Genomic DNA, 21,494 nt, shown 5'->3' with positions numbered 1-21,494 from the left:
GTTGTGCGTCGGGACCGTCCGTACCGAAAGCGAGTTTCGCCGCCGATCAGTTAGACGCCGCGACCCTGCATCTTCTCCTCCTCGGGGAGGTCTGCGTTCGCGTCGCCTTTCATCCCCTTGCCGAGGTTCTTCGAAATTTCGGCGAGTCGCTCGGGGTCGTCCCAGTTGTTCGTCGCCTCGACGATCGCTTCGGCCATCGCCGGCGGGTTCTCGGCGCCGAAGATGCCGCTACCCACGAAGATGCCGTCGCACTCGTGGTGCATCATGAGCGCGGCGTCGGCCGGCGTCGCGATACCGCCTGCCGCGAAGTTGACGACCGGAAGCCGGCCCATCTCGGCGGTCTCGTGGACCAGTTCCGCGGGCGCCTCGATCTCGCGGGCGTAGGCCTCGCGCTCCTCGTGTTTCATCCCCTCGAGTTCGCGGATCGCGCCCTTGATCGTCCGCTGGTGGTGGACGGCCTGGTTGACGTCGCCGGTGCCGGCCTCGCCCTTGGTTCGGATCATCGCCGCGCCCTCGTCGATCCGGCGCAGCACCTCGCCCAAGTTACGCGCGCCGCAGACGAAGGGCGCGGTGAAGTCGCGCTTGTCGATGTGGTAGGCGTCGTCGGCGGGGGTGAGCACCTCGGATTCGTCGATCATGTCGACGCCGACGGCCTCGAGAATCTGGGCCTCCTTCGTGTGGCCGATCCGCGATTTGCCCATCACCGGGATCGACACTTCGCTCACGATCTCCTCGACGTCGGCGGGGTCGGCCATCCGGGCGACGCCGCCGCGCTTGCGGATGTCCGCCGGGACCGCTTCCAGCGCCATCACGGCGACCGCGCCGGCGTCCTCGGCGATACGGGCCTGCTCCTTGTTGACGACGTCCATGATGACGCCGCCCTTCTGCATCTGAGCGAACCCCCGCTTGACGAGATCGGTTCCGCGCCTGAGTTCCTCGAGATCGGTCTCGGTTTCGTCAGTCATAGTACGCAGTTGTGAGCCACCGCACTTACGCGTGTCCGTTCGAGTCCGAGTCACACGGATGACAGAACCGAAGCCGGTCAGCCGAAGCGGGAACGGCGACACCGGGGACGCGCCGTCTCACGCGTCGCCGACCGGTTCGCCCGGATGCAACCGCGCACGCACTCGAGGTCCGGATAGTCGCGCGATCGGTCGCGGCCAACAGCCTAGTTCCGCGCGCAGTTCGGGCTCGACCTCGAGCGTCGCGCCGATCGGGGTTCCGATCGCGATCTCGCCCCAGAGCTCGGCCCGCGTCCGCAGGAGGTCGCCGTCCCTGGTCGTGTAGCACCACAGCGTCCGCTCGCGGCGATCGGTGCCGACTCGAGTTCGGGGCGGAGCGACCGCGAGTCGAACCCGTTCCCGCCCTCGGCCGTCGTCGCGATCGTCGGCGACGACACACCGGAATCCCTTCGGTCCGTCGTCGATCTCGATGGCGGCGCGCTCCTTCGGATACCCCCAGATCTCGCGGCCGAGCGCGACCGAGGCGTCGGTCGTGACGGGGAGCCAGTGGACGTAGCCGCCGATCTCGCCGCCGGCCAGTTGTGCGATCGGGACGTCGGTCCGTCCGTTTCTAACCGCTGGGACGATGACCGCGAACTCGTCGTAGGGCTCGAGCGCGACGTTGTCCTCGGGATCGTCGACCCGACCGCCGACGCGGTGATACCGGATTCCGACGAACGTCGCGCAACTGAGTCCGGGTGCGACCGCGAGCGCGGAGAGGCCGTCCGGCAGGAGCGCCTCGAGTCGGCTACGACGGGCCGGGACCGTCACGCCGCCCATCGCGAAGTCGAGCTCGAGCGGGAGGTCGATCTCGTGGCCGGTCGAGAGGGTGACGCGGGTCCGGTCGCCGAACGCGGACGGGAGCAAGGACGGAGGCGAGGATCGCATACGTGGCCGAACGACTCGAAACCGAATAGGCGTACGGGTCGTCTGGAGACGCGGCGGCCGGCAACCGCTACTGTTTTGCGAGCCCCGTTCGTGGGGCCGGACGAAACGATGTTCGCGTCGTCCACGCTGCCCGACCGGGAGCCGCTGCCGACCTATCTCACGCCAGTTCCGAAGACCCTCGAGGACCTCGGCCTGCGGTTCGCGTGGCTCGTCGTGGCGATCAACCTCGCGGGGACGGCCTTCGGCTTCTGGTACTATGGGCCCCAGCTCGGCGAGACGCCGGCGGTGATGTGGCCGTGGGTGCCCGACAGCCCAATGGCGACGCTGCTGATCGCGCTGGCGGTCGCCTGCTGGAAGCTGGGGTACGAACAGCCGTGGCTGACGTCGCTGGCCTTCTTCGGCAACGTCATCCTGGGGCTGTGGACGCCGTACACGCTGCTCGCGTTCGCCGACGCCTACAGCTATCTCGACCCGCTGATGTACCAGTTCCTCTTCTGGAGCCACCTGTCGATGGTCGTCCAGGCGCTCGTCCTCCACCGAATCTCCGATTTCCCCGTGTGGGGCGTCGCCGTGGCCGTAGCGTGGTACGGCAGCAACCTGATCGTCGATTACTTCGTGCCGATCGCCGGCGGACCACACCACACGGCCATCCCCGTCCCGGGGGACGAACCGATGTTCCTCGGCGCGGACGCGCTCGGCGTCGTCGCCGCTGGTGAGGTGACGTTCGCGCTGCTCGCCGTCTTCCTCGCGCTCGCGATCCGGGTCAAAAAGTGCGAAGCGGCCCGCGGGGGCGCCCCGGCGGACCGCGTGGGTCGATAGCGGTCGACTATGGTTCGTATCGCCGTGCGAGCTGGAGGAACGGATCGAGCGCCGCCGCCTCCGGACGGCGTTCGACCGTCCCCGCGTCCGTGTCGTACCGCACGACCGCCGCGTCGATCAGTTTCGGCAGGTGGTTGTGACGGAACCCGGCCGTGATCGCGTCGACTCGCGTCCCCGACGCCTCGCCGTCCCGGAGTGCGACCTGTGCCACGAGGTCCTCCAGGGCGACCGCGCCTACCTTCCCCGAGAGGTAATACAGCGCGTCGCGTCGCTGATCGTCGAGCAACAGCTCGAAGATCGTGTTCGCCGGGAGCGAGTCGGTACCAGTCCGTGATTCCGCGTTCGACGTCTCTGTTGTCATGGTGCTCTCTGTACTCGGCTTACGCGACTACCCGCGACTCGGCGGCGACGAACGACTTCAGCAGAGCACGAACGACGAATGGTCGATCGGGACGATAAACGTTGCTTTACCACCGTACTTATTTCTTGAACGTTGGGTAATACCGCGTATTCGAACAGGATAGTCGGATATACTTGGAGCTGTGATCGGGCAGTTTCGGAGACCATCGGCGAGACACGTCGTCTGCCGGTCGAAAGCATCCGAGACGGTCGTCCTCGACTCCAGTCCGCTCGGGAGTCGCTCGAGCGGTGCTCGGCCACGGTCGTCAGCCGTCCAATCGACGGAGAATGCGACACGAAACCGTTCGCCGACACCCACAGTCACTGACGATTACCGACGCGATCGGGCGACGTTGGCGGTCGCAAAACGGTGTCTCGAGTCGAACGACGAGAGAAGCGGAGCGACCGGTTCGCCGAGGTCGACGCGACTACTCGAGGATGACGACCGCCGACTCGGTCTCGATCATCTCGCCCTCGCCCGAGTAGGTGCGCTCGCGTTCGACCTCGAAGAGGTCGGCCTCGAGTTTCTCGCCGGCGACCCGAAGGACGCCATCATCGTCGTCAATCTCGTACTCGCCGCTCTCGATTCCCGCATCGATCTCGCCGACCTTCGAGCCGAACCTCGGCCCGAGCGTCGAGTAGTCGAGGTCGATCGACGCGATTTCGGTGGTGACCTCGGGTTCCTCCTCGAGGACGGTCAGGTCCTGGACGTGCATCACGTTCTGGATGGCGTCCTCGAAGCCCTCGATGGGGCCGTAGACCGACACCGACTCGAGGTCGGCGTTCAGCGGCAGCTGGTTCTCGCTCTTGTAGCGGCGCAGCGCCGAGATGACCTCCATGGCGGCCTCGCCGGCCTCGAGGTCGGCCTCGTGGCCCTGCGGGCTGGGCCAGTCGCGGACGTGGATGCTGCTGTCCTCGAGGTCGCTCCCGTCGTCGGCGTAGACGGCCTGCCAGATCTCCTCGGTCGCGTGGGGCAGGAACGGCGCCCACAGCTCGAGGAAGGTCCGGTGGGCCGTCCGCAGCGCGTACTGCGTCGAGGGCTCGTCCTCGCGGGTCTTGGCGATCTCGAGGTAGTCGTCACAGAACGTGTTCCAGAAGAAGGTCCGCAGCCGGTCGCGGGCCTTCGCGAACTCATACTCCTCGAGGTGGGCGGTGAGGTCCTCGACGGCGTCGTCGAGTTCCGCCAGCAGCCAGCGGTCGATCGCCTCGAGTTCGGCGGGTTCCTCGGGCTCGCGGGGCGCGAGCGTGTCGACGAGCTTCGAGGCGTTCCAGAGCTTGCGCAGGAGCTTTTCGCCCGCCGTTAGGTCCTTCTCCTGATACGGGAAGTCGTCACCGACCGCCGCGCTCGCGGCCCAGAAGCGGACGGCGTCGACGGGGAAGTCCGCGAGCACCTCGTCGGGCTCGACCACGTTACCGCGGGACTTGGACATCTTCTCGCGGTTCTCGTCTAAGACGTGGCCGTTGATCATCGTCGCGTCGAAGGGAACCTCGCCGGTGTGCTCGTAGCACTTGACGATGGTGTGGAACAGCCAGAACGAGATGATGTCGTGACCCTGTGGGCGCAGGTCGAACGGGTACAGCTCCGGGTTCTCCATCCGGAACTCCTCGGCGTCGTCGTCCCAGTCCCAGCCCGCGTTGATCAGCGGCGTCAGCGAGGAGGTGGCCCACGTGTCGAAGACGTCCTCTTCGGCGACGAAGTCGTCGGCCCCGCACTCGGGACACGCGTCGACCGGCGGCTCGTCCGAGAGCGGGTCAACTGGTAACTCCTCGCGGTCGGCCATGATCTCGTGGTCGCAGTCCGCGCAGTACCAGACCGGGAACGGGATCCCCGAGTCGCGCTGACGGGAGATCAGCCAGTCCCACTCGAGGCCCTCGATCCAGTGCTTGTAGCGGCTGAACATCTTCTCGGGGTACCAGTCCATCTCCCGGCCGGCCTCGAGGTACTCCTCCTTGTGGTCTAAGATTTCGACGTACCACTGCTTGGAGACGCGGTACTCGACGGCGGTGTCACAGCGCTCGTGGACCTGGACCGCGTGGGTGATCTCCCAGCGGTCGCGGAGGTAGCCCTCGTCGTCGAGGTCCTCGACGATGGCCTCGCGGGCCTCCTCGGTCGACATGCCCTCGTAGTCGCCGGCGAGGTCGGTCATCGTCGCGGACTCGTCGATGGCCACGCGCAGCGGGAGGTCGTGGGCCTGGTACCACTCGATGTCGTTCTGGTCGCCGAAGGTACAGCACATCACGACGCCGCTGCCCTTCTCCATGTCGACGCGCTCGTCCTCGATGATCGGCACTTCGTGGCCGAAGATCGGAATCCGAGCTTTCTCGCCGACGAGATCCTGATTCTCCTCGTCGTCGGGGTGGACGAAGACGGAGACGCAGGCGGGGATGAGTTCGGGTCGGGTCGTGGAGATGATGAACTCATCGCGGTCGGTACCTTCAGTAGCCAGTTCGAACGCGATGTCGTTGAAGTGCGAGCCGCGCTCGTCGTCCTCCATCTCGACCTGGGAGATGGCCGTCTCGCAGTCCGGACACCAGATGGCGGGCGCCTTCTTGCGGTACTCGCGGCCCTTCTCGTAGAGGTCGAGGAAGGAGAGCTGTGAGACCCGCTGGACGCGCGGTTCGATCGTCTTGTAGGTGTTGTTCCAGTCGATCGAGGTGCCGAGATCCTGCATCTTCTCGGTGAACTCGGCCTCGTACTCCTGACAGACCTCGCGGCAGAGTTCCTGGAACTCGCGGCGCTCGTAGTCCTGGTGGCGGATGTCCAGCTCCGACTCGGTCAGTCGCTCGCTGGCGATCCCGTTGTCGTCGTAGCCGAAGGGGAAGAGCACGTCGCCGTCGGCCATCCGCTGGTATCGTGCGGCGAAGTCCTGCAGGGTCGAGCCGTAGAGGTGGCCCATGTGCAGGCTGCCCGAGACCGTCGGCGGCGGCGTGTCGATCGCGTAGACCGTGTTGGGGTCGCGCTCGGCGTCACTCTCGTAGGCGTAGACGTCGGCGTCGATCCAGCGCTGCTGCCAGCGTTCCTCGACCGCTTCGGGGTCGTAGCCGCCCTCGAGGGTCGGCTCTCGAGTTGCGGGATCGCTCTCGGCGTCCGTTTCGGGCGCGTCCGTGCTCATGCTCTCACCGCCCGCGGGGGGCGTCGGCCGTGCGTCGTCGTGGCGTCGAAGGTGTGCGTACTCATTGCTGATACCGGTCGTTGCTCGGTGAATGCTGGTCGCCGACAATACATCCGTCGAAACGGGGTGGGGAATGCGGGGCTAGGACGCCCCTACGAAAACCGCCTCTCGCGGGCCGTCGAACGCGTCGGCCGTACCCGCGACCGGACGGAACATACGTATTCGGGAGTTACCACCCGGGACGGTGTTAGGTTTTTCGTCACGCTGAGATCGACCGGCGACGGATCGATCGGCACACAAAGATCACGGGGGTCGACTGGCCGATCGCCAACCGACCGACCCCTTAACGTCGGACCGGTCCATGCAATTACGTATGAGCGCCGACACGACTAGGCGGGAACTGCTCGGGAGCGTCGGAACGGCCGGTCTCCTCGGACTCTCCGGCTGTCTCGGATCGACTCCGGTGGTTAGCAACCGCAGCGAGGAGCGCGAGACGATCCCCCTCGAGGACACGGCGTCGATCGCGATCGTCGGCGAGATCGGACGGATCTCGGTCACCGGCGCAGATCGGGACGATGTGCGCGTCGAGATCGTCAAGGAGTCCGATTCGATTCGGACCGATCTCGAGGAGCTGACCCTCGAAACCGAATTCGCCGACGGCCGACTCGAACTCCGATCGGAGTGGGACGGCAGCGAAGGCTGGCTCGCCAGTCGTCCCTCGATGGACCTCGACGTAGAGATACCCCACGAGGTCGCCCTCGAGCGGGTCGAAACGAGTACGGGACGGATCACCGTCCGCGACGTCGCGGGCGATCTGCACGCGGGCACGGACACGGGACAAGTCGATATCGCGAGCGTCGACGGGACCGTCTCCGCTAAGGCGAGCACGGGCCGAGTCGAGATCCGGGACGCGGAGCGACTCGGCGACGTGTCCACCTCGACCGGCCAGATCAGCGTCGAGGTACCAGCGATCGACGGTGAGACGACGATCTCGGCATCGACCGGACAGGTAACCGCCGCCGTGAGCGAGGCCGTCGACGCCGACCTGCGCGTGGAGACGAACACGGGGCGGATCGACGTCGACGACCTCCCGCTCGAGGACGCGACCCGAAGCGAGGAGCAAGTAACTGGGCGACTCGGCGACGGCGGGCCGCAGCTTCGAGTCGAAACGGACACCGGACGGATCACGGTTGAATCGCTCCAATAACCCGAATCGCCCTGCCCGTCGGCGGTTGCTGATGGGTCCCGGTGATCACTGGAGGTCGCCGGCGGTCGCAGCCGGTCCCACGGCTCGACCGGGAACAGCGTATCGAAGCGGTGCCGGACTCACTCGCCCTCGAGGTCGATAACCGCCCTCGAGTCGGTCACGTACCGTAGTTCGCCGCCGAGATACCCCGCCAGCCGCTCGAGGAAGCCGTCCCTGAGATCGTCCGCGTCCGTGTCGGCGATCGCGATCCGATCGTGGACGGTCGGATCGTGGTCGCCCTGCATGACGACGGTGAAGAGTTCGCGCGGCGTGACCGGTTCGCCGGCCTCGAGCCGCGAGACGACGCCCGACAGCGAGGACTCGATGGTCGTCTCGACGTCGAAGCGCACGTCGACCGAGACGCGCTCGTCGCCGCTCGCCGCGAGGAACTCCTCGCAGCTTCTGACCGCCGGCTCGAGGACGGTCTCGAAGTCGGTGCCCGACTCCTCGAGCCCCAGATAGGCGAACGCGAGCATCGCCCGGAGCCCGGCGCGGAACTCCTCGTCGGTCGCCGCCTCCTCGAACACCTGTCGGCGGTCCTTCTCGGCCAGCGTGTGCAGGAACAGGTCGAAGTCGAGGACGGCAGCGCGGATGCGCCGTCGAATACGGGCCTCCGCGTTCCGCTTCGATTGGTCGTGGCTCATCTCGCGGTCGCCGAGCAGGTAGGCGCGATCCGCGGGGGTGAGAACCCCCCGTTCGCGGTCGATATCGGTGTTCATAATCGGATTTGGATTATATAACACCGGTTTCCATCCGAACCGTTATGAGCGGGCCGGTCGGAGCCGGAGACGATGATCGAGCGTGAGTGACGAATGAGCGGGTCCGTCGCGACGAAGTACGCCGAGTGGATCGTTTCCCACAGCCGCCTCGTGATCGTCATCGTCCTCTTGCTCACCGCCGTCGTCGCCGCCGGCGCGGCGGTCGGCGAGAGCGGGGACGGCGGAATCGGCCAGTTCGAGACCGACTCCGAGGAGACCGACGCGCTCGAGGAGATCGAGGCGACCTACGGCACCGACGACGCGATCGTCGCTCAGGTGGTCGTCCGCGACGAGGGCGGCGACGCCCTCACCCGCGAGTCGCTGCTCGAGGGGCTGCGACTCCAGCGAGCGGTTCGCGAGGACGAGGAGCTGAACGCCACGCTCGACGAGCAGGGGTTCGTCGGCCTGGAGAACGTCGTCGGGACGGCCGCCGTCTACGAGGACCGAACGGAAGCGGGGACGGAGCCACCGGAGACGGGCGCGCCCGCGCTCGAGGAACAGATTACGGCGCTCGAGTCGCGCTCCGACGAGGAGGTCGAAGCGCTGCTGGCCGACGTGCTCGATCCCGAGCGCGACGCGAGGAAACAGGGCCAGTCGGCGGGAGCAGGTGAGTGGGCGGACCCCTACGAGTTCCTCCCGCGCGACTACGAGCCGGGCGAGACGACGGCCGACGCGCGCATCACGTTCGTCTTTCAGGTCGACGGTAGCGGCCCGGAGGAAGAGCCGCGGAACGCCTACGACGCGCAGGTCGAACTCGCCGACCGGGTCGACGAGCGCTTCGACGACGCGTTCGTCTTCGGGCAGGGGATCACCGACGAGGCGTCGTCGAACGCCGTCGGCGACAGCTTCGCGATCATCACGCCCGTCGCGCTCGTCCTCGTGTTGGGCGTGCTGGCGGTCACCTATCGGGACGTCGTCGACGTCCTGATCGGACTCGTCGGGATCGGCGTCGTGATGGCCTGGCTCGCCGGCGTACAGGGTTGGCTCGAGATCCCCTCGAGCCAACTGCTGATCGCGGTGCCGTTTCTCCTGATCGGGCTCAGTATCGACTACGCGCTGCACGTGGTCATGCGCTACCGGGAGGCCAGAGCCGGCGAACTCGAGGGGGCCGCGGCGCCGGAGCCGACGGCGAGTGCGACCGCGAACGGCGGTCCGGTCGGTTCACGAGCCGGCATGAACCGCGGACTCGCGGGCGTCGTCCTCGCGCTCGGCGCGGCGACGGTCTCGACGGGCGTCGGCTTCCTCTCGAACGTCGTCAGCCCGCTCGGGGCGGTGCGGGACTTCGCCGTCCTGAGCGCTGGCGGCATCCTCGCGACGTTCGTCGCCTTCGCCGTCTTCGTGCCGGCGCTGAAGGTGGAAATCGACGAGGTCCTCGAGTCCCGGTTCGACCGGGACCGCGCGAAACGCCCGTTCGGCTCAGGGCCGGGTGCCACCGGCCGGGCGCTCTCGCGACTGGTCGCGATTCCCCAGCGGCTCCCGCTCGCGGTGATCCTCGCGGCGCTTCTCCTCGCCGCCGGCGGCGCCTACGGCGCGACGGGGATCGATACGGAGTTCAACCAGGCGGATTTCCTCCCCGAAGACGCGCCCGGCTGGGCCAAATCCCTCCCGGGACCGCTCGCACCCGATACGTACACGATCCGCGACGACGCCGCGTACCTCGGCGACAACTTCGCCGAGCGAGGCGAGGGGAGTCGAACGCAGATTCTGATACGCGGGCCCGTTACCGATCCCGACGCGCTCGCGGCGATGGACGAGGCCGGCAGTGCAGTCGGCGAGGGCGACACGGTCGTCGTCGGCCCGGACGGCGAGGCCGCGATCGAGGGGCCGCCGTCGGTCGTCCGCGAGGTCGCCGCCGAGAACGAGTCCGTCGCGGCCGCCGTCGCGGAGCGCGATACGGACGGCGACGGGCTGCCCGACGAGGACGTCACCGGCGTCTACGACGCCCTGTTCGACGCCGACGCGGACCGCGCGGGAGACGTCCTCTACCGGACGGACGAGGGGGCGTACGAATCGGCGCGCCTCCTCGTGACCGTTCGGGGGGACGCTCCCGCCCAGACCGTCGCCGACGACAGTCGTGACGTTGCGGCCGCCGTCGAGCGCGCGGGGCCCGTCGCGGCGATCGCCACCGGCGGGCCCGTGACGACGGCGGTCGTTCAGGACGCGCTCCTCGAGACGCTCGTGCAGGCCTTCGCGATCACGCTGGCGGTCATCTTGGTCTTCCTGACGGCCCTCTACTGGGTGCGCCACCGGGCGCTCTCGCTGGGTGCGGTCACGCTCGCTCCGGTCGTGATCGCCCTCGCGTGGCTGCTCGGGACGATGGCGCTGCTCGACCTGCCGTTCAACAGCGAGACGGCCGTCATCACGAGCCTCGCGATCGGGCTGGGCGTCGACTACAGCATCCACGTCGCCGAGCGGTTCGTCGACGAGCGCGACCGCCGGCCGACGCTCGAGGCGGCGCTCGCGGCGACGATCACCGGCACCGGCGGGGCGCTCCTGGGGAGCGCGGCGACGACGGCGGCGGGGTTCGGCGTTCTCGCGCTGGCGCTCGCCCCGCCGCTCCAGCGGTTCGGACTGGTAACGGGCCTGAGCATCGTCTTCGCGTTCGTCGCTTGTCTGACCGTCCTGCCGTGTCTGCTCGTGGGTCGCGAACGGCTGCTGGCTCGAGTAGGGTAGGTACCGTTACCGCGACTCGTCGTCGGAGTGGGCTCGCACCCAGAGCTCACCGATGCGAGAGAGTCGGGTTCGGTAGGATTTGCCGTGTTCTTCGCGCTCGATGTACCCCTTCCCGCCGGGACCGAGCCGATCGACGTTGTAGATGACCTTCGACCGGAAGCTGTCGGTGTACTCCTCGTTCAGTTCGCGAGCCAGCGACTCCGCGAGTTCGGAGACCGAATCGAACTCGCCGTCTTCGCCGAGTTTGAACAGGATGAGCTCCTCGAAGGGTTTGACGTTCGAGAAGGAGGCGACGGGCAGTTCGACGATGTGGCGACCGTCGATCTCCTTGGCCCCGATCGTCGTCCCGCGCTCGTCGAACTCCGAGAGGAGGTCGCGGGCGCTCTCGAGGCGGTCGTCGATCCGGTCGCCGTCGAGGGTGTCGGCACTTTCTCCCTGTACGCCCGCCCCGGCGCCCAGTTCCTCGAGGAGTTCGATCTGCTCGCGGAGCTCCTCGGCCAGTTCCGTCTCGAGGTACTTCTCGGGGGCCGTGTAGTAGGTGTGGATCCCCTCGCGGTCCTCTTGGCGCTCGACCATCAGCGAGTGGGCGGCGTTGGCGAAGGCGAAACTCACCGTGCGGGGCATCGCGGCGACGTTGACCCAGACCTCGTTGCCGTCGTCGAGTTCGGCGGTGATGAGGTCGTAGGCCTGCTCGAAGGCCGCGTCGTAGTCGTAGACGTCTTCGAGGACGAACCGCTCGGTGGTCGCCCCCAGCAGGTTCTTGAAGTCGGTCTCGAGTTTGTCCGAGAGGTGCCGGGAGTACTCGACGTTGGCCTCGCTCCCGACGGCGCCCTCGAGGAGGATGACGCTGTCGACGTCGATCTGATCGCGCACCAGCGGCGCGATCAGCCGGTCGTAGTCGAAGCCGACCGGGACGATGTGGGTTTGCATACGTGAGAGGTGGCACGGCGAGGTAATCAATCCCGGTACGTCGGCATCGGTGTGAGCCACGGTCACGACGGGCAGCGACGGCGGTCCGTCGGGTCGACCTCGAGACCGATCGAACCGGTTCCGTGGTGACCGTTTCGCGGGTGCGGTTCAGGACTGGTAGCCGAGCGCCCGGAGGTGGTCCTCGACGACCTCGTCGTCGACGTCGCCTCGTCCGACCGGCTCTTCCGCGACGATATCGCGCCGGTTCTCCCAGGGGACGACGAGCCAGGGAACGAGTCGGAGCTCCGGCGTCCAGACGTAGCCCGGATGTTCGTAGCGGTCGCCGGTGAGTCGAGAGTAGAGGTTCGAGGTCTCGCCGAGCAGTTCCCCGTGGTCGGCGGTGATGACGGTCTTTCCGTCGAGTTGCTCGACGAGGCGTTCGACGTGCTCGAGGACCAACTGCAGGTTTTCGACGTACACCTCCTGGAGTTCGGCCGGGGAAACGTAGCCCGCCTCCGCGGCGTCCATCAGGTACACCATCCCCTCCGAGCGACTAGTGACGTCGGCGTCGGACTGCCAGGCGGAGAACTCGAGCCCGTGGTTCGTTCGGAGCCGCTCGCGCAACGCCTCGGCTTTCGGTCCGAAGTACGGGCCGTGGGGCTGCATGAAGTGGACGAGCAACCGTTTGTCCGGATGGCGTTCGTAGGTCTCGACGGCCTTCTCGCGGACGATCCCCGGCCGGTAGTTCCGGTAGAGTTCACTGTCGAGGACGTCCCGCTGAGACTCGGGGTACGTCGAGACGAACTCGTGGAACGTGCCGTCCTCGAGGTGGTGGGAGAACCCGTTCGCGGAGACGTACACCGTGTCGTGGAACGTCTCCCCGGCGAACGTCTTGTCCATGAACTCGTTGCTCGTCGACGCGACGGAGACGGCGGCATCGAGTTCCCCGTCGATCGTATTGTGGGCGGCGAGGGCGTCGAACCGACAGGCGTCCAGCAACAGGAGATTGTCCCAGTCCGCGTCCATGACGTTCGTCGGACGCCCGTGCTCCCGATAGAAGACGTGTTTCTGCACGTCACCGTACCGCTTTTTGAGTTCGTGTTTGAACGATTCGGGATTCTTACACGCCTCGATAAAATTGGAGAGGGTGTACTTCTCCGGGGAGAGGTCCATCGTCTCGAGGTGCAACTGGACGGTCAATCAATTTTAGCGTTCGATGGACTGAAATTCACTATATCGAGACGGTTTCGAACGCAGTCGAGCGGGCGGTCCAGACGGGGCAGCGAGTCTCCGAGCGTTAGGAGGCGTCCGACGCGTCGCCGTCGAAGTCGACCGTTCGGATCAGTTGCGCGATCGTCTCGCGGTCGCGCTCCGGATCGATATTCAACTCGTCGTTCGACGACGCCGAGTCGGCGGTCTCGGCGCGAACGCCGTCCTCGAGCGGGAGCACCCCGCCGGCCATCCCGAACGTCGACTCGAGCGGCCAGACGGCGACGTGGGCCTCGGCGTCGATCCGGTCCGGTTCCTCGCCCGTCTCTCCGTCGACGGGGTACCCCACGTCGAGGACGTACCACGAGCCCCCGTTGCCGTTGGACGCCTCGAACTCAAGGCTGTTCCGGGTGCCCTCGACGGCCAGCCCTTCGGACTCGAGGGTGTCGACGAACTGGTCTCTCGCTTTCGGTGCGGCCTTCGAGAAGACGGCCGTCGTCGATAGCCCGAGATCGTCGGGCGAGGGGGAGACGGTCACGTCGACGACGAACAGGGAGCGGGCCGGAATGTCACTCGCCTCGAGCGCGTCCACGCCGGTCGCGGGCGTAATGCGCTCGTAGACCGTCGTCTCGGCGGTAATCGAGGCGAGCATGGCACTCGTCTCGCCGGTTCGCGTTCCCAGCGGTCGCCACGAGTCGGCTACTGCCTCCGGCAGATCGAACGTCATCACCCTCGCGTATGCCGTCGTCGCCTTTCGGTCTTCGGACTGCTGACGCTGCCTGCAATTCGGAGTCGCGCGACGCGGCGTCAAACGGCGATCACTCCCGGCAGCGTCGAACGATGATCACTCCCGGCGGTCCTGGTGGCGGACCCGCACCATCCCTTCGGAGGTGACGCCGACGATCAGCGGCGTCGACACCTCGCGTCCCGACACCGCCGACCCCGCGGCGTCGCTGACGACCTTCATCAGGTCCGGCGCGGTGTGATCGACCTTGACGCCCTGCTCGTCGCAGGCGTCGTAGACCAACTGCGGAACGTCGTAGAGGTCGGTCCCGGCCGGCACCCGAACGCGGACCGGCGCCCGCAACGCCTCCGCGAAGGCCACCGTCTCGCGAGCCTTCGCCAAGTTCTCGCGCGCGCTCGACTCGATCGAGGAGACGTTCGCCCGCGAGGTGCCAAGCGCGTCGGCGATGTCGGCCTGCGAGACGCCGCGTTCGCGGAGCGCGAGCACCTGCGCCTGGCGGTGTGTCAACACGCTCGTCTCGGCGTCGAACCCGATCTCCTCGAGCAGTTCCTCGGTCTCGTCGATCACGGCGATCGCCTCCACTCCCGCTCCCGCTCGCGTCCGCTCATACCCCTGTCTAAGACGACGGCAGGGTCAAAGCTTCCCCGGTCCCGTCCCCGTTGGTCGCCGATCGGACGGCGGGAACTCGGCCGAACGCTCTATGCCCGAGGATGTCCACGCGGTCGTCCACCCCGCGCTGGATCACCGGATCGTCCGGACCACCGAAGCGGACGGCAGCGGCGTCGATCAGCGGACGGTAGTCGAGGGCGCGGTCACAGCGTCCCGGTGCCCTCGATGGACCGCCGAGGGCTCGAGCGAACGGCGCCGTTCGCTCAGACGCCCGTTGAAATCGATCCGTCGATCGATCGGAACTAACCAATAGAGATAACAGTCGGTATGACTGAGTGTATACTGCGCACCGGCTGCGCCACGGCGGGTCCGTGCCTCTGACATCGCCTCTCGCCGTGTCTCACGCGGCTCCCGCGAGGGGAGTGAGAGTTACCCGAGGGGGGAAACTCTTTCGCCGCGTATTTCGCGTCCCGCTTCGGACGTGAGCGACTGGTTTTCGCGGGAACTAGAGACCAATGGGCCGCGCCGTCGTCAGTACTCGAGATGCCAGCGCCGTTCGTCCTTCGCGGCGAGTACTTCCGCGACGCCGTCGGCCAGGCGATACTCGGTCTCCTCCCGGACGACGGTCCCGGCCCGCTCTAGGTGCTCCAGATGGGCGTACGATTCTCCGGGGCCGTGGAGGATGTGGATGTCCTCGAGGTCGCCGAACAGGGCCGCGCTCACGGACCAGGTGTCGCAGGGACCCTCGCGATCCAGCGCGTCGAGGACCCGCCAGGCGCGTTCCGCGTGGTGGTCGATGATGTGCTGGGCCCGGTCAGCGGGCTCGTCGATCGGATCGCGGTGGCCCGGCCACGCGCGATCGTAGTCGATCTCGACGATCCCCCGCAGCGCCCGCAGATAGCGCTCGAGCGGCCGATCGACGCGGACGTCCGCGCCGCAGACGTTGGGCGTGTAGACGGGCAACAGCGCGTCGCCGGAGATGACCTCCCGCTGTCCCTCGAGGGTCGTTTCGAACATGCTCAATCCCGCGGCGTGGCCGGACGCGTGGACGACCTCGAGTTCGCCGCCGGGTACGGGGAACGTCTCGCCGTCGGCGAACGTCGTGACCGTCGGCGACGCGGCGCTCGTCCCGGCGTCAGCCATCCGCTCCCGGAGGATGGCCCGCTTCTCCTCGGGCATCCCCCACTGCTCGAAGTACTCCTCCTGGAGCTCGTACATCGCGTCCCAGGCGTCCTCGTCGCCCTCGACGAGCGGCGCGTCGGCCTCGTGGACGTAGACCTCGGCGCCGCTTTCGGCCTGAATCTCGCCCGCCAGTCCGGTGTGGTCGCCGTGCCAGTGGGTGAGGAAGATCCGATCGATGTCGGCGAAGGCGAGGTCCCGTTCGGCGAGGGCGGCCTCGAGTTGCTCTCGCGTCGTCGCCGTCCAGTCGCCGGTGTCGACCAGCGCCGCCTCCGATTCGTTCGCGAAGAGGTACGCGTTGTTGTCGCCTTCGAACGCCGAGTTCGACAGGGGGATCCGCTCCATGCCGTTGTGTCGCACAAGCGACGGGAAAACCCTTGCGTCGCGACGGTCGCGGCGTTCTATCCGCGAAGCGCCGTATCCGTCGTCGACTCCCCGAATCAGCTGCCGTCGGGTGCCTAACAGTCGCTGCAACTGTACTCACGTCGTATTGCAATACGGGCGCTAAACTGCGCGAAAACGGAGCGATCGACGACTGTCCACTCGATGGGTCGACTACGAGCCCCAGAAGTTCTCTCGGCTGCCGAGCCGTTCGCGGGCCGGCTTGCCTTTGTCCCCGCCGTCCGTGTCGGCGTCGGATTCCGCGTCCTCATCCTCGTCCTTGTCCTCGCCCCCGCCCTCGTCGTCGGCCGACATCGCGTCGGCGTCGGACTCCGCGTCCTCGTCGGGATCCATCGGGAGGAGTTCGAGTTCCTCGGCGCGGGCGTGGTTGCTGTGGACCTGGGTCACCTGAACGCGGGCTCGGGCCTCCGGCAGAATGCCGTCGACCAGCACGATAAACCCGTCTTCCGTCCGCCCGACGCCGGCGCCGCTCTCGTGCATGTCGACGACGTCGATAACGATCTCCTCGCCCGACTTGACGGGCTGGGTCTTCAGATCCTCGATGGGCTGGCTGTAGTGCTTACACCACTCCTTGCCCCCGCGGTCGCCGTAGTGTTGACACCCCATTCCCGAGATCCGCTCGGAAAAGCTCGGGCAGTCGTCGGCAAGTGGACAGTCTGCCATATCGCGTACTACCAGTGGCGTCGTTAAACCGTTTCCGTCTTGCGGATCGATAGCGGCACGATGAGTAACGTTGGTAGTTTTTCCTCTCGACACCAGACAGTCTGTAATCTATTTTAGAGATTTACTTACGGATCGTTAAATGAACTGGTCTCATATGAAAGCGCGTTTCGAAAAGGTTTACGGTACGGGCGTGGCAGTGATAAATGATGAAAATCCTCGTTACGGTCAAAGAAGTCGCGACCGTCGAAGACGAGTTCGAAATCGAGGGTACTGGGATCGCCGACCAGTATCTGGGCGCCGACCTCAACGAGTGGGACGACTACGCCATCGAGGAGGCCGTCCAGCTCCAGGAGGCGGGCGTCGCCGACGAAGTCGTGACAGTCACGATCGGTCCGGAGGAGTGCGAACAGACCATCCGGCAGGCGCTGGCGAAAGGCGCCGATCGCGCCGTCCGCATCTGGGACGACTCGCTCGAGGACGTCGATCTGCTGGACGTCGGCGCCAAGACGGAGATCCTGAGCGCCGTCGTCGAGGAGGAAGATCCCGACCTCGTCCTGACGGGCGTCCAGGCCGGCGACGACAGCTTCGGCGCGACGGGCGTCTCCGTCGCCGAGCACCTCGGCTACCAGTGGGGCGCCGTCGTCAATCACTTAGAGCACGACTTCGACGACGCGGCCTCCGTGCGACGCGAACTCGAGGGCGGGGTCGAGGAGCTGACCGAGATCGAGCTCCCCGCGGTCCTGACGATCCAGACGGGGATCAACGAGCCCCGCTACGCCAGCCTGCGCGGGATCCGGCAGGCCCAGCGAAAGGAACTCGACGTCAAGGCGCTGGCCGATCTCGGCGTCGACGAGAGCGCCGTCGACGCCGAACTCGAGCTGACGGACATGTACGAACCCGAAAGCGAGAGCGACGTGACGACCTGGGAAGGCAGCGCCGAGGAGACGGCTGGAGAGCTCGCTGAACTGCTTCGCGACAAGGGGGTGGCACAATGACGGACATTCTCGCAGTCACGGACCACCGTCGCGGCGAACTGCGCGACGTCAGCTACGAGATCATTACCGCAGGTCGCCAGCTGGCTAACGAGACCGGCGGCGACCTGCATCTGGCGGTCATCAGCGGCACCGTCGACGAGTTCGCGGAGAAGCTCAACCGCGAGGGCGTCGACGCCATTCACACCGTCGACTACGGCGAGGAGTTCAACCACGACGTCTACACGCAGGCGATCAGCCAGCTCTACGATGAGCTCGCCCCGCAGTACGTCCTTGCGCCCAACAGCGTCAACGGCCTCGACTACGCCCCCGCCGTCGCCACCCAACTCGACCTGCCGATCGTCACCGACACGATCGACCTCGAGACCGACGGCGAGACGTTGATCGCTACCCGCGAAATGTACGGCGGCAAGGTCGAGACGACTAACGAACTCGAGGGGAGCGCGGTGGCGACGATCCGCAGCGCCGAGTGGCCCCAGGCCGAAGGCACCGGCGACGCCGCGATCGAGGCCTTCGACGCCGACATCGACGAGGACGCCATCGGCTCGACGGTCAACGGCTTCGAGGAGGTCGGCGGCGGCGACGTCGACATCACCGAAGCGGACGTCCTCGTAAGCGTCGGCCGCGGAATCGAGGAGGAGGACAACCTCCCGCTGATCGAGGAGCTCGCGGACGCCCTCAGCGCGACGGTCTCGTCCTCCCGGCCGATCGTCGACAACGGCTGGCTGCCCAAGAACCGACAGGTCGGCCAGTCCGGGAAGGTCGTCACGCCGGACGTCTACATCGCGATCGGCATCTCCGGGGCCGTCCAGCACGTCGCCGGGATGAAGGGCTCGGATACGATCGTCGCGATCAACACCGACCCCAACGCGCCGATCATGGACATCGCCGACTACGCGATCGTCGACGACCTCTTCGACGTCGTTCCCGCGCTCACCGAAGAGTTCCAGTAAGCGAGACTCGCGCAACGCGAGGGTGGGGGTTTTCTCGGGACGTCGGAGGCGAACGTTCGAGCGGAGATCCGTTTCCACCGGTTCCGAACGACTAATTCGTTCGAATTCAATTTGCTTCGGCCCCTCACGGAAAGCGTGGTTACTCGCGGTTCAGCGATCCGTATTTCGTATCGACGGGATGGTACGTTCCCTCATCGAACAAGCAGATTCGTATTCCAGATAAATTATGTTTGGTCCGCAATCGCACTTTGCTGTAACCACGACGTGTGAATTTTATAGCGATAGCGTCTCGATCTCGAGAACGGATTCCCACAAATACCGGTTGTTAGTCCCTCACAAATACGATCTCGTGTGACAGTATAGTAACCATTCGTCTTTATACCAAATCGAATTACTATTTATTCTAATAAGTATCTAAATCCAGACAGTATCGTTATATGTGATGAGTGAAATACGCAGGTATGTCCGTTCACTTGAATCGTCGAAAACTATTGACCGGTTTCTGTGGAGCCGGTCTCGGCGGCCTCGCCGGCTGTCTCAGTTCGGTTCCCGGACTCGACTCGAACGACATCGAGGACGGGAGTGACGTCGGCGGGACCGACCGAACGCTCAGACTCGGAATCATGCAACCGTTGAGCGGCAATCTCGAGACCGTCGGGAAGCCGATGCGAAACGCCGCGGAGCTCCCGATTCGGCAAGTCGAAGACGAGATTTCGCTCGACATCGAGTACGAAGTCGTCGATACCGAAACCTCGCCGTCCACGGGCGTCCAGGGCGCCTACGACCTGGCCAAGCAGAACTATCCGATGGTTAACGGGCCGGCAGCCTCGGACGTGACGCTGCAGGCGACCCAGCAGGTTCTCATTCCGTACCGGACCGTCTGCTGTTCGCCGGGCGCGACCACGCCGACGATCACCTCGCTCAACGACGCCGGGCTGGTCTTCCGGACCGCGGTCTCCGACTCGCTGCAGGCGGTCGTGCTCGCCGACCGGGCGGCGAACGACCTCGGCCACGACAGCGCCGCGACCCTCTACGCGAACAACGACTACGGCTGGCAGTTGAGCCAGGCGTTCTCGCGCTCGTTCCGGAACGATCACGGCGGAACGGTTTCGGCGCAGGTTCCGCTAACGGAAGGGCAGGACACCTACGAGGGAGCGATCGAACGAGCCAGAACGGACGATCCCGAACTGCTCGTCGTGATCGGGTATCCGGAGACCGGCGGACAGGTGTTCGCCGACCTAGGTGGCGACGCTCCGGAAGACATCCTCGTCACCGACGGCCTGCAGGACAGCGATCTCCACGACCAGGTCGACTACTCGCTCGACGGCATCCGCGGCACCGCGCCGCTGGTCGACGGACCGGGGACCGAGACGTTCACGGAACTGTTCGAGGACACCTACGACGCCGAACCGGGCGTCTTCACGCCTCACTCCTACGACGCGAGCGCCGTCCTGTTGCTCGCGAACGCCTACGCCGGGCAAAACGACGGGACCGCCATCAGAAACGCCATGCAGGCGGTTACGACCGGCGACGGCGAAGAGATCACGCCGGAGTCCCTCGCCGACGGGATCGAACTCGCGGCCCAAGGTGACTCCGTCACCTACCAGGGCGCCTCGAGTTCGGTGTCCTTCGACGAGAACGGAGACATGACCGACGCCCTCTTCCAGTACTGGGAGTTCGACGAAAGCGCGGATGGCGGCATCGCCGAACTGGACAGGGTGAGTTCGTAATGGCGTCGCTTTCCTCCCTGGTGCCGTCGTTCGTCAGGCGACGGTACCTCGTGAAGTTCGTGGTGTCGATTCTGGCGGTCGTGCTCGTCATCGGGGCCGTCGGCGCGGTCAGCTACGTCGATATCGACAACACGGTTCGGTCGGACTCGAACGAGCAACTCGAATCGACCGCCGAGATGCAGGCCGACACGATCAGCAACTGGGTCGAGACGATGCGGGTTCAGACGCGGACCGCCTCCGATTCGCAGATCCTCCAGGAGGGCGATCCCCAGGAGGTCCAGGGCCAACTCGTCGAAGAGCAAGCCCGGATGGACGTCGACGTGCGGGCGATTCACTACGTCGACACCGAAAACGATGAAATCGTGACGAGTACGAACGCCGCCTACCGCGGCGAGTCATTCGAAAACTTGACGGAACCGTGGGCTGCCGACGGCTTCGAGGAGAACCTCGGGGTCGAGGAGTCCGTCTGGCACTCCCAGGAAGCGTACCAATCGCCGACCCTCGATGACCAAGTGATGGCCTTCGCCAGCCCGGTGACGGAACGCGAAGATCGAGCCGTCGTCATCATCGGCACGCTCGAGTATCAGGTCGAGCAACTCCACCAGGAGAACACGTCGGCGTCGACGGCCATTCTCGATAGCAACGGATCGGTGGTCTTTCAGGCCGACTCCGCGTCGATCGACGACGAAGCGGTCGACGACGAGGCGATGGCTGCCGCTCTGGGCGGCCGACTAACGCGCATTCAGGACGACGACGTGGTACGGGCGTACGTTCCCGTCGGGAACACGCAATGGGTCGCCATCACGTCCGTGCCGAACGAGCAGGCGTACGGCGTCGTCTCCGACGTCGAAACGAACGTCATCGCGATGGTGTTGACGAGCCTGGTCGCGCTCGGCGTCGTCGGCGTCGTTCTCGGCCGGCAGACCGTCGGCCCGCTGGCCAGATTACGCGATCGGACGACCGAGATGGAACAGGGTAACCTCGACGTCGATCTCGAGACGGACCGCGTCGACGAGATCGGACGGCTGTACGACGGCTTCGACAGCATGCGAAACTCGCTGCGCGACCAGATCGAAGCCGCCGAGACCGCACGCGAGGAGGCCGAAGCGGCTCGGGCCGAGACCGAGTCCATAAACCGCCATCTCGAGGCGAAAGCCGAGGAGTTCAGCGCCGTGATGGACGACTGTGCAGACGGCGATCTGACCC

18 protein-coding genes (1 of these 18 running past the window's edge) are annotated in these 21,494 nt (G+C 66.2%); 7 read left to right on the top strand and 11 right to left on the bottom strand.

Translation table 11 applies throughout. The features are described 5' to 3' along the window. Positions 1-50: 50 nt before the first annotated feature. Both pdxS and C477_RS07150 read right to left on the bottom strand, forming a co-directional pair. Positions 51-965, bottom strand: coding sequence for a pyridoxal 5'-phosphate synthase lyase subunit PdxS (pdxS, locus tag C477_RS07155; RefSeq protein WP_008893787.1), 915 nt, complete (start codon positions 963-965; stop codon positions 51-53). A gap of 117 nt (positions 966-1,082) precedes the next feature. Then, the gene (locus C477_RS07150; RefSeq protein WP_008893786.1) at positions 1,083-1,889 is read right to left on the bottom strand and encodes an acetoacetate decarboxylase family protein; all 807 of its coding nucleotides are present in this window, start codon (positions 1,887-1,889) and stop codon (positions 1,083-1,085) included. Positions 1,890-1,997: 108 nt separating this feature from the next. Between C477_RS07150 and C477_RS07145 the strand changes: the two genes are divergently transcribed. Continuing rightward, complete coding sequence (locus C477_RS07145; protein WP_008893785.1) at positions 1,998-2,708, top strand: DUF1405 domain-containing protein; 711 nt, start codon at positions 1,998-2,000, stop codon at positions 2,706-2,708. A gap of 7 nt (positions 2,709-2,715) precedes the next feature. Here the strand turns inward: C477_RS07145 and C477_RS07140 are convergent, their stop codons facing one another. Both C477_RS07140 and C477_RS07135 read right to left on the bottom strand, forming a co-directional pair. Next, positions 2,716-3,069 carry a DUF7344 domain-containing protein gene (locus C477_RS07140; RefSeq protein WP_008893784.1) on the bottom strand — a complete coding sequence of 118 codons (354 nt, stop codon included), beginning with the start codon at positions 3,067-3,069 and terminating at the stop codon, positions 2,716-2,718. Between the two features lie 466 nt (positions 3,070-3,535). Further along, positions 3,536-6,328, bottom strand: a complete 2,793-nt coding sequence (locus C477_RS07135) for a valine--tRNA ligase (RefSeq protein WP_083870258.1) — start codon at positions 6,326-6,328, stop codon at positions 3,536-3,538. 265 nt (positions 6,329-6,593) lie between these two features. Here C477_RS07135 and C477_RS07130 point away from each other — a divergent pair, with 265 nt between their 5' ends. Continuing rightward, the gene (locus C477_RS07130) at positions 6,594-7,427 is read left to right on the top strand and encodes a DUF4097 family beta strand repeat-containing protein (protein WP_008893782.1); all 834 of its coding nucleotides are present in this window, start codon (positions 6,594-6,596) and stop codon (positions 7,425-7,427) included. A 119-nt stretch (positions 7,428-7,546) separates the two neighbouring features. Here the strand turns inward: C477_RS07130 and C477_RS07125 are convergent, their stop codons facing one another. Then, a complete protein-coding gene (locus C477_RS07125) occupies positions 7,547-8,185 on the bottom strand; it encodes a hypothetical protein (protein WP_008893781.1) in 639 nt (212 codons plus the stop codon). 93 nt (positions 8,186-8,278) lie between these two features. On the opposite strand from C477_RS07125, the gene C477_RS07120 reads away from it, so the two are divergent. After that, positions 8,279-10,897 carry an efflux RND transporter permease subunit gene (locus C477_RS07120; RefSeq protein ID WP_008893780.1) on the top strand — a complete coding sequence of 873 codons (2,619 nt, stop codon included), beginning with the start codon at positions 8,279-8,281 and terminating at the stop codon, positions 10,895-10,897. Positions 10,898-10,903: 6 nt separating this feature from the next. Here C477_RS07120 and C477_RS07115 read toward each other — a convergent pair whose 3' ends face one another. The 6 genes from C477_RS07115 to C477_RS07085 form a co-directional block, all read right to left on the bottom strand. After that, positions 10,904-11,827 (bottom strand): HFX_2341 family transcriptional regulator, encoded by a 924-nt coding sequence (locus C477_RS07115; protein WP_008893779.1) that lies wholly within the window; start codon positions 11,825-11,827, stop codon positions 10,904-10,906. 147 nt (positions 11,828-11,974) lie between these two features. Beyond that, on the bottom strand, positions 11,975-13,006 hold the full coding sequence (locus C477_RS07110) for an alkaline phosphatase family protein (protein WP_008893778.1): 1,032 nt from the start codon (positions 13,004-13,006) through the stop codon (positions 11,975-11,977). Between the two features lie 97 nt (positions 13,007-13,103). Next, positions 13,104-13,742, bottom strand: coding sequence for a hypothetical protein (locus C477_RS07105; RefSeq protein ID WP_008893777.1), 639 nt, complete (start codon positions 13,740-13,742; stop codon positions 13,104-13,106). Between the two features lie 117 nt (positions 13,743-13,859). Further along, positions 13,860-14,327: a Tfx family DNA-binding protein gene (locus tag C477_RS07100; protein ID WP_049914395.1), complete on the bottom strand. Its 468-nt coding sequence runs from the start codon at positions 14,325-14,327 to the stop codon at positions 13,860-13,862. A gap of 573 nt (positions 14,328-14,900) precedes the next feature. Further along, positions 14,901-15,893 (bottom strand): MBL fold metallo-hydrolase, encoded by a 993-nt coding sequence (locus C477_RS07090; RefSeq protein WP_008893774.1) that lies wholly within the window; start codon positions 15,891-15,893, stop codon positions 14,901-14,903. A 210-nt stretch (positions 15,894-16,103) separates the two neighbouring features. Beyond that, positions 16,104-16,613 carry a TRAM domain-containing protein gene (locus C477_RS07085; protein ID WP_008893773.1) on the bottom strand — a complete coding sequence of 170 codons (510 nt, stop codon included), beginning with the start codon at positions 16,611-16,613 and terminating at the stop codon, positions 16,104-16,106. A gap of 206 nt (positions 16,614-16,819) precedes the next feature. On the opposite strand from C477_RS07085, the gene C477_RS07080 reads away from it, so the two are divergent. The 4 genes from C477_RS07080 to C477_RS07065 all read left to right on the top strand — a co-directional run. Beyond that, a complete protein-coding gene (locus tag C477_RS07080; protein ID WP_008893772.1) occupies positions 16,820-17,608 on the top strand; it encodes an electron transfer flavoprotein subunit beta/FixA family protein in 789 nt (262 codons plus the stop codon). Then, complete coding sequence (locus C477_RS07075) at positions 17,605-18,558, top strand: electron transfer flavoprotein subunit alpha/FixB family protein (protein ID WP_008893771.1); 954 nt, start codon at positions 17,605-17,607, stop codon at positions 18,556-18,558. The genes C477_RS07080 and C477_RS07075 overlap by 4 nt, the downstream gene beginning before the upstream one ends. Positions 18,559-19,019: 461 nt before the next feature. Continuing rightward, positions 19,020-20,288 (top strand): ABC transporter substrate-binding protein, encoded by a 1,269-nt coding sequence (locus C477_RS07070; protein ID WP_049914386.1) that lies wholly within the window; start codon positions 19,020-19,022, stop codon positions 20,286-20,288. Further along, positions 20,288-21,494, top strand: partial view of a methyl-accepting chemotaxis protein gene (locus C477_RS07065; protein ID WP_008893769.1) — the start only. Its footprint extends 1,460 nt past the window's final position; only the first 1,207 of its 2,667 coding nucleotides appear in the window; it begins with the start codon at positions 20,288-20,290; its stop codon lies off the right edge, out of view. Before C477_RS07070 ends, C477_RS07065 begins: the two co-directional genes overlap by 1 nt.

Origin of the sequence: Haloterrigena salina JCM 13891, assembly GCF_000337495.1 — an archaeon.
Lineage (GTDB): Archaea > Halobacteriota > Halobacteria > Halobacteriales > Natrialbaceae > Haloterrigena > Haloterrigena salina.
The sequence above is the reverse complement of the archived record's forward strand: the minus strand, read 5'-3'. Positions and strand labels throughout refer to the sequence as shown.